Source organism: Serratia sp. CMO1 (assembly GCF_015689115.1).
GTDB lineage: Bacteria > Pseudomonadota > Gammaproteobacteria > Enterobacterales > Enterobacteriaceae > Serratia > Serratia marcescens.
The window spans coordinates 1,018,221-1,031,120 of sequence record NZ_CP065032.1; the positions used below are offsets into that span (position 1 = coordinate 1,018,221).

At 61.5% G+C, this 12,900-nt stretch carries 12 protein-coding genes; 8 read left to right on the forward strand and 4 right to left on the reverse strand.

Annotated features, from left to right (window positions below; all coding sequences use genetic code 11):
* Nucleotides 1–33 precede the first annotated feature (33 nt).
* Together IT763_RS04740 and IT763_RS04745 are read left to right on the forward strand one after the other, a co-directional pair.
* Complete coding sequence (locus IT763_RS04740) at nucleotides 34–408, forward strand: helix-hairpin-helix domain-containing protein (protein ID WP_206195213.1); 375 nt, start codon at nucleotides 34–36, stop codon at nucleotides 406–408.
* 154 nt (nucleotides 409–562) lie between these two features.
* Entirely contained in the window at nucleotides 563–976 is a 414-nt protein-coding gene (locus IT763_RS04745; RefSeq protein ID WP_004940344.1) for a thioesterase family protein, read from the forward strand.
* 36 nt (nucleotides 977–1,012) lie between these two features.
* On the opposite strand, the gene queC is transcribed toward IT763_RS04745, so the two are convergent.
* Nucleotides 1,013–1,711: a 7-cyano-7-deazaguanine synthase QueC gene (gene queC / locus IT763_RS04750; RefSeq protein WP_151254911.1), complete on the reverse strand. Its 699-nt coding sequence runs from the start codon at nucleotides 1,709–1,711 to the stop codon at nucleotides 1,013–1,015.
* 115 nt (nucleotides 1,712–1,826) lie between these two features.
* Nucleotides 1,827–3,542 (reverse strand): SgrR family transcriptional regulator, encoded by a 1,716-nt coding sequence (locus IT763_RS04755; protein ID WP_206195214.1) that lies wholly within the window; start codon nucleotides 3,540–3,542, stop codon nucleotides 1,827–1,829.
* A gap of 104 nt (nucleotides 3,543–3,646) precedes the next feature.
* On the opposite strand from IT763_RS04755, the gene cof reads away from it, so the two are divergent.
* Nucleotides 3,647–4,471, forward strand: coding sequence for an HMP-PP phosphatase (gene cof, locus IT763_RS04760; RefSeq protein WP_033641140.1), 825 nt, complete (start codon nucleotides 3,647–3,649; stop codon nucleotides 4,469–4,471).
* Nucleotides 4,472–4,531: 60 nt separating this feature from the next.
* Here the strand turns inward: cof and IT763_RS04765 are convergent, their stop codons facing one another.
* On the reverse strand, nucleotides 4,532–5,572 hold the full coding sequence (locus IT763_RS04765; RefSeq protein ID WP_206195215.1) for a PLP-dependent cysteine synthase family protein: 1,041 nt from the start codon (nucleotides 5,570–5,572) through the stop codon (nucleotides 4,532–4,534).
* Nucleotides 5,573–5,694: 122 nt separating this feature from the next.
* Between IT763_RS04765 and IT763_RS04770 the strand changes: the two genes are divergently transcribed.
* From IT763_RS04770 to amtB, 5 genes are all read left to right on the forward strand, one after another.
* Complete coding sequence (locus tag IT763_RS04770; RefSeq protein WP_004940330.1) at nucleotides 5,695–6,156, forward strand: Lrp/AsnC family transcriptional regulator; 462 nt, start codon at nucleotides 5,695–5,697, stop codon at nucleotides 6,154–6,156.
* Nucleotides 6,157–6,248: 92 nt separating this feature from the next.
* Nucleotides 6,249–8,024: a multidrug efflux ABC transporter permease/ATP-binding subunit SmdA gene (gene smdA, locus IT763_RS04775; protein WP_016928851.1), complete on the forward strand. Its 1,776-nt coding sequence runs from the start codon at nucleotides 6,249–6,251 to the stop codon at nucleotides 8,022–8,024.
* Nucleotides 8,017–9,795, forward strand: a complete 1,779-nt coding sequence (gene smdB, locus IT763_RS04780; protein ID WP_016928850.1) for a multidrug efflux ABC transporter permease/ATP-binding subunit SmdB — start codon at nucleotides 8,017–8,019, stop codon at nucleotides 9,793–9,795. Before smdA ends, smdB begins: the two co-directional genes overlap by 8 nt.
* Before the next feature lie 279 nt (nucleotides 9,796–10,074).
* Nucleotides 10,075–10,413, forward strand: coding sequence for a P-II family nitrogen regulator (glnK, locus tag IT763_RS04785; RefSeq protein ID WP_049299676.1), 339 nt, complete (start codon nucleotides 10,075–10,077; stop codon nucleotides 10,411–10,413).
* Between the two features lie 35 nt (nucleotides 10,414–10,448).
* Nucleotides 10,449–11,735: an ammonium transporter AmtB gene (amtB, locus tag IT763_RS04790; RefSeq protein ID WP_206195216.1), complete on the forward strand. Its 1,287-nt coding sequence runs from the start codon at nucleotides 10,449–10,451 to the stop codon at nucleotides 11,733–11,735.
* A gap of 90 nt (nucleotides 11,736–11,825) precedes the next feature.
* On the opposite strand, the gene tesB is transcribed toward amtB, so the two are convergent.
* Nucleotides 11,826–12,689, reverse strand: a complete 864-nt coding sequence (gene tesB, locus IT763_RS04795) for an acyl-CoA thioesterase II (RefSeq protein ID WP_016928847.1) — start codon at nucleotides 12,687–12,689, stop codon at nucleotides 11,826–11,828.
* Between the last annotated feature and the right edge of the window lie 211 nt (nucleotides 12,690–12,900).

The following is a 12,900-nucleotide window of genomic DNA, read 5'->3' on the forward strand; positions in this document are numbered from 1 at the left end:
TAGCCGTGCTGTCACACACAAGGAGGATACAGCATGCAATATTCAGAGAAAAAAGCGTTTTTCGGTTGCCGTCGTCACGTTAACGCCGCGCTGACCGCGCTGTTGTTATGCCTGGCCGGGCCGGCCGCCGCGGTGGAAAAAAACGAGGCGCCCATGCTCTCAACACCGGTGGGCAATGGCGGGCAATCGGTGATGACCAAGGCAACCGAAGAGGCGGTGGTCAGCATCAATCAGGCCACTGCCGAACAGCTGGCCGCCGCCTTGAGCGGCGTCGGTCTGAAGAAGGCGGAAGGCATCGTGCGCTATCGCGAACAGAACGGGCCGTTCACCCAGGTTGAGCAGTTGCAGGAGGTGCCGGGCATCGGGCCGGCGCTGTTTGAGAAGAACCGCACCCGGCTGAAAATGTGATCCCGGTCGCGGCTGCGTGGCAAAAGGCCGCTGAGGCCGTGACTCCTCTGCTACATTTTACAGGTCTTACCAGTTTGGCGCGTTGACCAAACGGGCGAGGGAGCCAGCGTGGCTCCCTCTTTCTGTAATCACCAGGCAGGAGCGATCGTTCCCTATGCAAACCTTTATCAAAGTTCGCGGTTATCACCTTGATGTTTACCAGCACGTTAACAACGCCCGCTATCTGGAGTTTCTGGAAGAGGCGCGTTGGGAGTGGTTGGAGAACGAAGCCGGGTTCCGCTGGATGACGGAAAACAACATCGCTTTCATCGTGGTGAACATCAATATCAATTACCGCAGCCCGGCGGTATTGGGGGATAAGCTGCGTATCGACAGCCAGATGGTGCAGCTCAACGGCAAGAGCGGGGTGCTGAGCCAAAAGGTGACGCAGGATCCGGCGGGGACGCCGGTGGCAGACGCGCTGCTGACTTTCGTGTGCGTCGATCTGAAAACGCAGCGGGCGCTGCCGATCGAAGGCGAATTGCGCGAGCACCTGGAGGCGCTCACGCTGAAGGATAATCCGCAGTAAGCTCACGGGCGGCAGAGGTTGCCGCCGTCACTGCCCTCAGGCCAGGCCGGCTTTCTGTTTCAACGCCGCCATCACTTCTGCCTGGTTGGCCCGGTACTGCGTCAGGCCATTGGCGCGCAGGTTGCAGGCGGCGCACTCGCCGCAGCCGTCACCCTTGATGCCGTTGTAGCAGGTCAGCGTATCCTGGCGTACGCGATCCAGCTGGTGGTAATAATCCGCCAGCGCCCAGGTCTCGGCCTTGTTCAGCCACATCAGCGGCGTTTCGAAGCGGATATCGCGGGCGATGCCCAGCATCACCGCCTTGTTCAGCGCTTTAACGAACTCGTCGCGGCAATCCGGGTAGCCGGAAAAATCGGTTTCACACACGCCGGTGATCACCGCTTCCGCTTCGACCTGGTAGGCGTAGATCGCCGCCAGCGTCAGGAACAGGATGTTGCGGCCCGGCACGAAGGTGCTCGGCAGCGCATTTTTCTGGTTGGGATCGTAGGCGGGAACCGGAATATTGTCGCGCGTCAGGCTGCTGACGGCCAGCTCATTGAGCAGCGTCACGTCCAGCACCTTGTGCGCTTTGGCGCCGAGAGCCACCGACAGCTCCTGAGCCACTTCAATCTCGGCGCGATGGCGCTGGCCGTAATCGAACGTGACGCAGTGAACTTCGTCATACTGTTGCAATGCCTGGATCAAGCAGGTCGTGGAGTCTTGTCCACCGCTGAAAACGACAACCGCGCGCTTCATAAAATCACCTTTTTGGGCTTTGGCCTCTCCCGATACACATTCGGGCGGCAGGATAAAAATTGCGTTGCGGCGACAATAGTAGCAGAAAGGGCCGCCAGGCGCAGGGCGGTTCGGCTCAGGCCGGTGCGTCATCCACCGGCGGCGGCAGCCACGCCTGACAAAAATCGAACCAGCCGTGGGCGGTCAGCGTCACGCCATGCATGCGCGGCGGCGCGCTGATCTGATACTGGTAGTGAAACAGCGGCGTGATGATGGCGGCGGCCATCAGCTGTTGATAATAGGCCTGCAGCCGTGCGAAGCGCGGTTGCTGCGCCTGCAGCTGCTGGATCTGCCGCAGCGTATCCTGTTGCTGCTGCCAGCGGCTTTCCGTGAGGATGCCGCGCCACAGCGTATCCTGCCGCAGCCAACTCTCCAGCGTCGCCTCCGGCGCTTCGCCGATCAGGTTGTCCGCCAGCAGCAGATCGGCCTGGGCGATCTGTTCCTCGCTTTGCCAGCGCTTGCCGGCGTAGTAGCGCACTTCCAGCTCGCAGCCGTGCTGCGCGAGCAACCGCTGTAGTGCGGCCGTCACCGTTTCCAGCTCGACCGGCGGCCGATACAGCAGCGTCAGCCGGGCGGGCAGGGCGACGTCCTCTTCGACCTGTTGGTGCGGGATGCGCCAGCCGGGCAGCATTTCATGGCTGGGGGTGATCACGCTGTTGGGGATCGGCAGATGGCTCAGCAGGCCGGACTGCTGGATCAGCATCAGCAGCTTTTGCCCTTGGGCTTCGCTCAGCACGCCGTGGCGCAGGTTCAGCGCCAAATAACACCAGCCCAGGCTCATGCTGCGCTGCACCGGCCGGGCCTGCGCTAAATCGTCTTGCTGACCGATGGTGATGCGCACCGGATGCTGGCAGCTGGCGTCGGCGCCGGCGGTGGGCAGATCGGGGGTGATCCAGTATTCGATGGTGTCCAGATACGGATGCTGCAGATGGTAACCGGCGTGCTGTTCCAGCCGCACCAGCTGCGGTTCATTCAGGGTCAGCTTGAACGGGCCGGCGCCGATGGCCGGCAGCTCCGGGTGCGTCATCAGGCAAGGCAGCTCCGCCAGCCGGTGGGCCAGCCAGTAGTCCGGCAGGTGCAGATCGAACTGAATGCACAGCGGGTGCGGCAGGCTGATGCGCGCGACGTTAGCCAGGCTCGGTTGGCTGCGCGGATGGCGCTGCAGTTTTTCCAGCGTTTGCAGCAGCTGGTGGCCGGTCAACGGTTCGCCGTTGTGCCAGCGCAGCTGGCTGCGCAGAAAGAAGCGCCAGCGCAGGCCGCGATCGCTAATCTGCCAATGGTGCGCCAGATCGGGTTGCGGTTCCGGGTTACCGGTCATCAGGCGCGTCAGTCCGGCGTGCAGGGTCGACACCAGATGTTGTTCGGCGCGGCCGGTCAGCGTGAGCGGGTCGAGTGCTTCCAGCGTGCGGTAATAGGGAATGCGCAGCGTCGGGCTGCCGGCCTGCCATTGCCCGCCGAGGTGCGGGCTGAGCAGATCCTGCAGGTGCTGAGGATCGAGTTGCGCCATCTCCAGCGCCCCCTGATGATTGCCCTGTTGCAGTAGCTGTTGCAGTAGCAGCGCGCGCAGTTCATCCGGGGTTTTCAGGCAGTGCAGGCGAGCGCGTTTGCCGCGGCCGGGCTGCGAATGCCAGCTCAGCCAGCCTTGATCCTGCAGCTGTTGCACCAACGTGCGGGCGTGTCGCTCGCTGCAATAGAACATCGCCGCCAGCTCGCCGATGGTCACGGCGACCGGCGCGCTGCCGAGCTGATGGTACAGGCGTTGATATTGGCTGAGACGGTGAACCAGGCGCATGGGCAGAAATCCGGAACAGTTTTCTCAAATTGTTCACTATTACTTCCGCAAATGCCATCCCATACTGCAGTGATTGTAATCGCGTTCACATTCAAGAGGTCTTTATGTATCGCCTGGCAGCTTTCGATATGGACGGCACGCTGTTGATGCCGGATCACCGGGTTGGTCCGGAAACGCTGGCGGTGCTGAACCAGCTGGTGGAGCGGGAGATGGTGGTGACGTTCGCCACCGGGCGGCACTACCTCGATGCGCAACCGATCATGGCGCAACTGGGGCTGCAGGGTTACCTGATCACCGGCAACGGCACGCGGGTATATGACAACCGCGGCCAACAGCTGCACGCCACCGACCTGCCGGCGGAGATCGCCGAAGAGGTGCTGCATCATCATTGGCGCACCCGCGCCAGCATGCATGTATTCCGCGACGAAGGTTGGCTGACCGAGTTTCCCGTGCCGGAAGAGATGCTGCGGGCGCACCACCTGAGCGGCTTTCGTTTTCAACTGGCCGATGTGCGCCGTCTGCCGGCGTTCGGCAACAGCAAGGTGTGCTTTGTCGCGCCGCATGAAGAGTTGCTGGCGTTGCAGGTGCAGCTGCGGGCGCAGTTGGGCGACGAGGCAGACCTGTGCTTTTCCGCTTACGACTGTCTGGAGGTGCTGCCGCTCGGTTGCAACAAAGGCACGGCGCTGGAGCGGTTGAGCCGTCATCTGGGGCTGACGATGGCCGACTGCATGGCGTTCGGCGACGCGATGAACGACAAAGAAATGCTGGGAGCGGTGGGGCACGGCGTGGTGATGGGCAACGCCCTGCCGCAGCTGAAATCCCTGCTGCCGCAGCTACCGGTTATCGGCCATTGCCAACAACAGGCGGTGGCCCACTATTTACAACATTGGCTGCGTTCACCTTGCCTCACCTATTCCCCCGAAGAATGAGGTTCTCCTTACAGCCGGCCGGGTATGACTACCCGGCTTTTTTTTACCCGAAGCCTGGCGTTACAAATCCTCCAGCTGCGCGAGATATGGCTGCAGATCGCCGATGTTGTTGCTGACCCATTCCGGGTTGTAATAGGTATCCAGATAACGCTCGCCGCTGTCGCACAGCAGGGTGACGATCGCCCCTTGCTCGCCGTTTTCCCGCATCTGCTTTGCCAACTGCAGCGCACCCCAAACGTTGGTACCGGTAGAGGCGCCAACCTTGCGGCCCAGCACGCCTTCCAGCCAGTGAATGGTGGCGACGCTGGCGGCATCCGGCACGCGCAGCATGTTGTCGACCACCGACGGGATGAACGACGGCTCGGCGCGCGGGCGGCCGATGCCTTCGATACGGCTGCCGCAGCTGCCGATCAGAGTGCGATCGCCATGGTGGAAGCAGTCATAGAACACCGAGTTTTCCGGATCGACCACCGTCAATTGGGTGTCGTGCCCCTGATAGCGGATATAGCGCCCCAGCGTGGCGGAGGTGCCGCCGGTGCCGGCGCTCATCACGATGTGTTTCGGCACCGGGAAGGGTTCGCGCGCCATCTGGCGGAAGATGCTGTCGGCGATGTTGTTGTTGCCGCGCCAGTCGGTGGCGCGCTCGGCGTAGGTGAACTGATCCATATAGTGGCCGTTCAGCTCTTTCGCCAGCTGTTCGGAGGCGGCGTAGATCTGGGCGGCGTGATCGACGAAGTGACAGCGGCCGCCATAGAAGGCGATCTGCTCCACCTTGCGGCGCGCGGTGCAGGACGGCATCACCGCGATGAACGGCAGGCCGATCAGACGGGCGAAGTAGGCTTCGGACACCGCGGTGCTGCCCGAAGAGGCCTCGATGATGGTGGTGTTCTCGGTGATCCAGCCGTTGCACAGGCCATAAAGGAACAGCGAGCGCGCCAGGCGGTGTTTCAGGCTGCCGGTCGGGTGGGTGCTCTCATCTTTCAGGTACAGGCAGATGCCGGGAAACGCCGGCAGGTTCAGGCGAATCAGATGCGTATCGGCGGAGCGCTGAAAATCCGCTTCTATTTCACCGATAGCATATTTTACCCAAGAGTTTGTCATGATTTGGCCTCAGAATAGGGGGCTGGTTTATGGCGTAGCATAGCCTGTCGGCGGGAAAAAAGGATTGCCATTTTCCCTGTTTAATCGCCTAATGAGAGAAAATTTTTCTCCTGGTGGCCGCTATGTTAGATAAAACAGACCGTAAGCTGCTGTGCATGCTGCAGCAAGATTGCACCCAGTCGCTGCAGGCGCTGGCCGATGCGGTCAATTTGACCTCGACGCCGTGCTGGAAACGGCTGAAGCGCCTGGAGGACGAGGGCTATATTCGCGGCCGAGTGGCCTTGCTGGATAATGAAAAGCTCGGCCTGGGGTTGACGGCGTTCGTGCTGATCAAGACCCAGCAGCACAGCAGCGAGTGGTATCAGGCGTTTGTGCAGTTGACCAGCCAAATGCCCGAGGTGCTGGCGTTCTACCGGATGGCGGGGGAGTACGACTACCTGATGCAGGTCGAAGTGGCGGACATGAAAAGCTACGACGGCTTTTATAAGCGCCTGGTGAACGGCGTACCGGGCCTTATTGACGTCACCTCGAGCTTTGCCATGGAAAAAATCAAATACACCACCGCGCTGCCGGTGCCGGAGTGAAAAGTTCACCGGACGGGCGGCTCAACGATGGTATCCTGCTCTGCTGAAGCAGAAAAAGAGACAAATCCCATAAAATCCTGGAATCAAACTGCGTGAGATTATTTGCACAAATCGGCTGGTACTTCCGCCGGGAGTGGCGCCGCTACCTCGGGGCGGTGGTGCTGCTGATCGTCATCGCCATCCTGCAACTGTTGCCGCCTAAGCTGGTCGGCATCATCGTGGACGGCGTCACCGAAAAACAGATGTCCACCGGCGTGCTGATGGCCTGGCTCGGGCTGATGATCGGCACCGCGATCGTCGTTTACCTGCTGCGCTATGTGTGGCGGGTATTGCTGTTCGGCGCCTCCTACCAGCTGGCGGTCGAACTGCGCGAAAACTTTTACCGCCAGCTCAGCCGACAAAACCCGGCGTTCTACCTGCGCCACCGCACCGGCGACCTGATGGCGCGCGCCACCAACGATGTGGATCGCGTGGTGTTCGCCGCCGGTGAAGGCGTGCTGACGTTGGTGGATTCGCTGGTGATGGGGGTGGTGGTGCTGGTGGTGATGAGCACCCAAATCAGCTGGCAGCTGACGGTGTTGGCGTTAATCCCGATGCCGCTGATGGCGATCGCCATCAAATATTACGGCGACCAGCTGCACCAGCGCTTTAAATCGGCGCAGGCGGCGTTTTCCAGCCTGAACGATCAGGCGCAGGAAAGCATGACCAGCATACGCATGATCAAGGCCTTTGGGCTGGAAGATCACCAATCGAACCGCTTCGCCGATGTCGCGGCGCAGACCGGGGCCAAGAACATGCACGTGGCGCGTGTGGATGCGCGCTTCGATCCGACCATTTATATCGCCATCGGCGCGTCTAACCTGTTGGCCATCGGCGGCGGCAGCTGGATGGTGGTGAACGGTTCACTGACGCTCGGGCAACTGACCAGCTTTGTGATGTACCTCGGCCTGATGATCTGGCCGATGCTGGCGCTGGCCTGGATGTTCAATATCGTCGAGCGCGGCAGCGCGGCCTACAGCCGCATCCGCAGCCTGCTCGATGAGGCGCCGGCGGTGCAGGATGGCCCGCAGGCGTTGCCGGCCGGGCGCGGCGTGCTGGACGTGGATATTCGCGCGTTCCACTACCCGGACAACCCACATCCGGCGCTGCATGACGTGGCGCTGACGTTGAAGCCGGGGCAGATGCTGGGGCTGTGCGGGCCGACCGGGGCCGGTAAGTCGACATTACTGTCGCTGATCCAGCGCCAGTTCGACGTCGACCAAGGGCAGATCCGCTATCACGGCCTGCCGTTGCCGCAGGTCAAACTCGACGACTGGCGTTCGCGGCTGTCGGTGGTGAGCCAAACGCCGTTCCTGTTCTCCGATACCGTGGCGAACAACATCGCGCTGGGCCATCCGGGGGCGACGCAGGCGCAGATCGAACAGGCGGCGCGGTTGGCCAGCGTCCATGAGGACATTCTGCGGCTGCCGCAGGGCTATGACACCGAGGTGGGCGAACGCGGCGTGATGCTGTCGGGCGGGCAGAAACAGCGCATCTCTATTGCACGAGCGCTGCTGCTGGATGCGGAAATCCTGATCCTCGACGATGCGCTGTCGGCGGTGGATGGCCGTACCGAACACCAGATTCTGCACAACCTGCGCAGCTGGGGGCAAGATCGCACGGTGATCATCAGCGCGCACCGGCTGTCGGCATTGACCGAAGCCAGCGAGATCCTGGTGATGCAGCACGGCGGCGTGGCGCAGCGCGGCGATCCGGCGGCGTTGGCGGCGCAGCCGGGCTGGTATCGCGATATGTACCGTTATCAGCAGTTGGAAGCGGCGCTGGACGAAGCGCCGGAAAACGGCGAGGAGGCGTTGGCCGATGAATAAAGTGCAAAAGCTGTGGCCGACGCTGAAGCGGCTGCTGGCCTACGGCTCGCCGTACCGCAAACCGCTGGGGCTGGCGGTGCTGATGCTGTGGATCGCGGCGGCGGCGGAAGTCGCCGGGCCGATCCTGGTGAGCTATTTTATCGATAATTACGTCGCCAAAGGGCAACTGCCGCTGATGATCGTCGGCGGGCTGGCGGCGGCCTACATTCTGCTGGAGCTGCTGGCGGCGGCGCTGCACTACTTCCAGGCGCTGCTGTTCAACCAGGCGGCGGTGGGGGTGGTGCAGCGGCTGCGCACCGACGTGATGGACGCCGCGCTGCGCCAGCCGCTCAGCGCCTTCGACACGCAACCGGTCGGGCAATTGATCTCGCGCGTTACCAACGACACCGAAGTGATCAAGGATCTGTACGTGATGGTGGTCTCCACGGTGCTGAAAAGCGCCGCGCTGATCGGCGCCATGCTGGTGGCGATGTTCAGCCTCGACTGGCGCATGGCGCTGGTGGCCATCTGCATCTTCCCGGCGGTGTTCGTGGTGATGGGCATTTATCAATATTACAGCACGCCGATCGTGCGCCGGGTGCGCAGTTATCTGGCGGACATCAACGACGGTTTCAACGAAGTGATCAACGGCATGGGCGTGATCCAGCAATTCCGCCAGCAGGTGCGCTTCGGCGAGCGCATGAGCGCCGCCAGCCAGTCGCACTATCTCGCGCGCATGCAGACCCTGCGGCTCGACGGTTTCCTGCTGCGGCCGCTGCTCAGCCTGTTTTCGGCGTTGGTGCTGTGCGGTTTGCTGATGTTGTTCGGCTTCAGCGGCGAAGGCGTGATTGGCGTCGGCGTGCTCTATGCCTTCATCAACTACCTGGGGCGTTTGAACGAACCGCTGATCGAGCTGACGTCACAACAGTCGATCTTGCAGCAGGCGGTGGTGGCCGGCGAACGTATTTTCGAACTGATGGATCGCAGCCAGCAGAGCTACGGCGCCGACGATAGTCCATTGGCCGGCGGCCGTATCGACATCACCGATCTGAGCTTCGCTTACCGCGCGGACAAAAAGGTGCTGCAGCATATTTCGCTGTCGGTGCCGTCGCGCGGCTTCGTGGCGCTGGTCGGGCACACCGGCAGCGGCAAGAGCACCTTGGCTAACCTGCTGATGGGTTATTACCCGGTCAGCGAGGGGGAAGTGCGTCTCGATGGCCGCCCGATCTCCAGCTTGTCGCACCGCACGCTGCGCCAGGGCGTAGCGATGGTGCAGCAGGATCCGGTGGTGATCGCCGATTCGGTGCTGGCCAACGTCACGTTGGGGCGCAATATCGAGGAAGACGCCGTTTGGCGGGCGCTGGAAACGGTGCAACTGGCGGATCTGGTGCGCGGCTTCCCGCAGGGTATCCACACCCGCCTGGGGGAGCAGGGCAATAACCTGTCGGTCGGGCAGAAACAGCTGCTGGCAATGGCGCGGGTCTTGGTGCAGGCGCCGCAGATCCTGATCCTCGACGAGGCGACCGCCAATATCGACTCGGGAACCGAACAGGCTATCCAGCGCGCGCTGCGTGCGATCCGCGAGCACACCACGCTGGTGGTGATCGCCCACCGGCTGTCGACCATCGTCGATGCCGATTCCATTTTGGTGCTGCATCGCGGCCAGGCGGTGGAGCAGGGCAACCATCAGCAGCTGCTGGCGCAGCAGGGGCGTTACTACCAGATGTACCAGCTGCAGTTGGCGGGCGAACAACTGGCGGAAGCGGTGCGCGAGGAGAGCCAACCCGCCTGAACATGGGCCGCGCTCGCGGCCCTTCTTTCTTTCCAACGCACCATAAGCAGGCAAACCATCTGGGCCACGCCCCCTTTCTGCACTTTTTTCGACGCGATGCGCACCAAATCGGTGCGCATTATTTAACCTATCCAAGGTATCGGTGCCGTGCTGCCGCGCGGCTGCGCCCGCGTGCCCGCTAATCCGCTGAATCGCCCTGCAAAATTAAATTTGGCACAGCCCTTGCTACATATGACGCGTACCAGGGGTGAGTTTGGGCTTAATTCGTGGAGGGGCAATATGAAGCTGGTGACCGTGGTAATCAAACCGTTCAAGCTGGAGGACGTGCGCGAGGCCTTGTCCTCCGTGGGCATTCAGGGGTTGACCGTAACCGAAGTGAAGGGCTTTGGCCGCCAGAAGGGGCACGCCGAGCTGTATCGCGGTGCCGAATATAACGTCAACTTCCTGCCCAAGGTCAAAATCGATATCGCCATCGCCGACGATCAGTTGGATGAAGTGGTTGAGGTGATTAGCAAAGCCGCCTACACCGGCAAAATCGGCGACGGCAAAATTTTCGTTGCCGAATTGCAACGCGTGATCCGCATTCGCACCGGCGAAACCGACGAATCGGCACTGTAACCGCGAACTCAGTTAAGTGATGGGGATGATTGATAATGAAAAGACTGTTATCCATGTTGGGCCTGAGTTCGGTAACCCTGGTTCCTTCTTTGGCCCTGGCCGCCCCGGCGGTCGCCGATAAGGCCGACAACGCCTTTATGATGATCTGCACCGCGTTGGTGCTGTTCATGACGCTGCCGGGCATCGCGCTGTTTTACGGCGGTCTGCTGCGCGGTAAAAACGTGCTGTCGATGCTGACGCAGGTCACCGTCACCTTCGCGTTGGTCTGCGTGCTGTGGGTGCTGTATGGCTACAGCCTGGCGTTCAGCGAAGGCAATGCGGTGTTCGGCGGATTCGAGACGGCGATGCTGAAAGGCATCGGCATCGACAGCGTCACCGGCAGCATCAGCCAGATGATCCACGTCGCTTTCCAGGCCTCCTTCGCCTGTATCACCGTGGCGTTGGTGGTGGGCGGCTTCGCCGAACGCATTCGTTTCTCGGCGGTGCTGATCTTCGCGATCCTGTGGTTCACGCTGTCTTATCTGCCGATCGCGCACATGGTGTGGGGCGGAGGCTACCTGGCCGCCGACGGCGCATTGGACTTCGCCGGCGGCACCGTGGTGCACATCAACGCCGCCAGCGCCGGGTTGATCGGCGCCTACCTGATTGGCAAACGCGCCGGCTTCGGTAAAGAGGCCTTCAAACCGCACAACCTGCCGATGGTGTTTACCGGGGCGTCCATCCTGTATATCGGCTGGTTCGGCTTCAATGCCGGTTCCGCCAGTGCGGCCAACGGCATTGCGGCCTTGGCATTCCTCAATACCGTGGTTGCCACTGCGGGCGCCATTCTCTCCTGGACCTTCGCCGAGTGGATGCTGCGCGGCAAGCCTTCATTGCTGGGCGCCTGCTCCGGCATGATCGCCGGGCTGGTTGCAGTGACGCCGGCGGCGGGCACCGTGGGGGTGGGCGGGGCGTTGATCATCGGCCTGGTGGGCGGCGTCGCTGGCCTGGGGGGCGTCGTGACGCTGAAAAAATGGCTGAAAGTGGACGACACCTGTGACGTGTTTGGTGTGCACGGGGTGTGCGGCATCGTCGGCTGCCTGTTGACCGGGGTGTTCACCGCCTCTTCACTGGGCGGCACCGGTTACGCCGAAGGGGTGACGATGGGCCATCAGGTCTGGATCCAACTGGTGAGCGTGCTGATCACGCTGGTGTGGTCGAGCGTCGCCGCCTTTATCGCCTTCAAGATCGCGGGCGCCATGGTTGGATTGAGAGTGCCGGAGGAGCAGGAACGCGAGGGGCTGGACGTCAACAGCCACGGCGAGAGCGCCTACAACCAGTAAGGCTCAAAGCAGGGCAGTGCGCTAAAGACTAAAATAATGATGAAGCCAAAAGGGGCGATGGAAACATCGCCCCTTTCTTTATGCTGCGGATCAGGCGTCGCGTTGGCGAATCACCCCTTCCTGCACGGTGGTGGCGACCAGTACGCCGTCGCGGGTATAAATCTGGCCGCGCACAAAGCCCCGTGCGCCGGAGGCGGAGGAGCTCTCCACCGCGTACAGCAGCCAGTCATCCATGCGGAACGGGCGGTGGAACCACATTGAGTGGTCAATGGTGGCCACCTGCATGCCCGGCTCGAGGAAACCGACGCCGTGCGGCTGCAGCGCCGTCGGCAGGAAATTAAAGTCCGACGCGTAGCCCAGCAGATATTGGTGGATGCGCTGATCGTCCGGCATGCTGCCGTTGGCGCGGAACCACACGTAGCGATGCGGTTCTTCCACGCTGCCTTTCAGCGGGTTATGGAATTTCACCGGGCGCATTTCGATCGGCTTCTGGCCGATAAATTTTTCGCGCACTTTTTCCGGCAGCATATGCGCCAGCTTCTGGGCGATCTCTGATTCAGACAGCAGCCCTTCCGGCGGCGGCACGTCCGGCATCAGGTTCTGATGCTCGAAGCCCGTTTCCGGACTTTGGAAGGAGGCGGTCATATAGAAGATAGGTTTGCCGTGCTGGATGGCGCTGACGCGGCGCGCGCTGAAGCTGTTGCCGTCGCGCAGGGTTTCCACGTCGTAAACGATAGGTTTGCTGCTGTCGCCCGGGCGCAGGAAGTAGCTGTGGAACGAATGCACGCTGCGCTCGTCCGGCACCGTTTGTTTGGCGGCGTACAACGCCTGGCCGACCACCTGCCCGCCGAACACCTGGCGCAGCCCCAGATCTTCACTCTGACCGCGGAACAATCCTTCTTCGATTTTCTCCAGATCCAGCAGATCGAGGAGGTTTTGCAATGCCTGGCTCATAAAGTTGTTACCTTTCTAATAATCATTTTGCGCAGTGTGCGGAATATCACGGCGCGGCGTCAACATTTTGCGTTAAGGGCCGATGAGAATGCTCTTAATCATGGACGCCTTGGGCTGTTTAAGTGATTAATAGACGGGGTAAAGTGGATTTATCAGTGTTTTGTGCTAGGTTTAATAGGTGAGGTGGTGAAAGCCACCAACATGTTGATAA

Excerpts from the sequence above, each read along its gene's own strand:
- smdB (WP_016928850.1), top strand. The coding sequence starts at position 8,017 with ATGAATAAAGTGCAAAAGCTGTGGCCGACGCTGAAGCGGCTGCTGGCC.
- cof (WP_033641140.1), top strand. The coding sequence starts at position 3,647 with ATGTATCGCCTGGCAGCTTTCGATATGGACGGCACGCTGTTGATGCCG.
- IT763_RS04740 (WP_206195213.1), top strand. The coding sequence starts at position 34 with ATGCAATATTCAGAGAAAAAAGCGTTTTTCGGTTGCCGTCGTCACGTT.
- amtB (WP_206195216.1), top strand. The coding sequence starts at position 10,449 with ATGAAAAGACTGTTATCCATGTTGGGCCTGAGTTCGGTAACCCTGGTT.
- tesB (WP_016928847.1), bottom strand. The coding sequence starts at position 12,689 with ATGAGCCAGGCATTGCAAAACCTCCTCGATCTGCTGGATCTGGAGAAA.
- IT763_RS04770 (WP_004940330.1), top strand. The coding sequence starts at position 5,695 with ATGTTAGATAAAACAGACCGTAAGCTGCTGTGCATGCTGCAGCAAGAT.
- queC (WP_151254911.1), bottom strand. The coding sequence starts at position 1,711 with ATGAAGCGCGCGGTTGTCGTTTTCAGCGGTGGACAAGACTCCACGACC.
- glnK (WP_049299676.1), top strand. The coding sequence starts at position 10,075 with ATGAAGCTGGTGACCGTGGTAATCAAACCGTTCAAGCTGGAGGACGTG.
- IT763_RS04765 (WP_206195215.1), bottom strand. The coding sequence starts at position 5,572 with ATGACAAACTCTTGGGTAAAATATGCTATCGGTGAAATAGAAGCGGAT.
- IT763_RS04755 (WP_206195214.1), bottom strand. The coding sequence starts at position 3,542 with ATGCGCCTGGTTCACCGTCTCAGCCAATATCAACGCCTGTACCATCAG.
- IT763_RS04745 (WP_004940344.1), top strand. The coding sequence starts at position 563 with ATGCAAACCTTTATCAAAGTTCGCGGTTATCACCTTGATGTTTACCAG.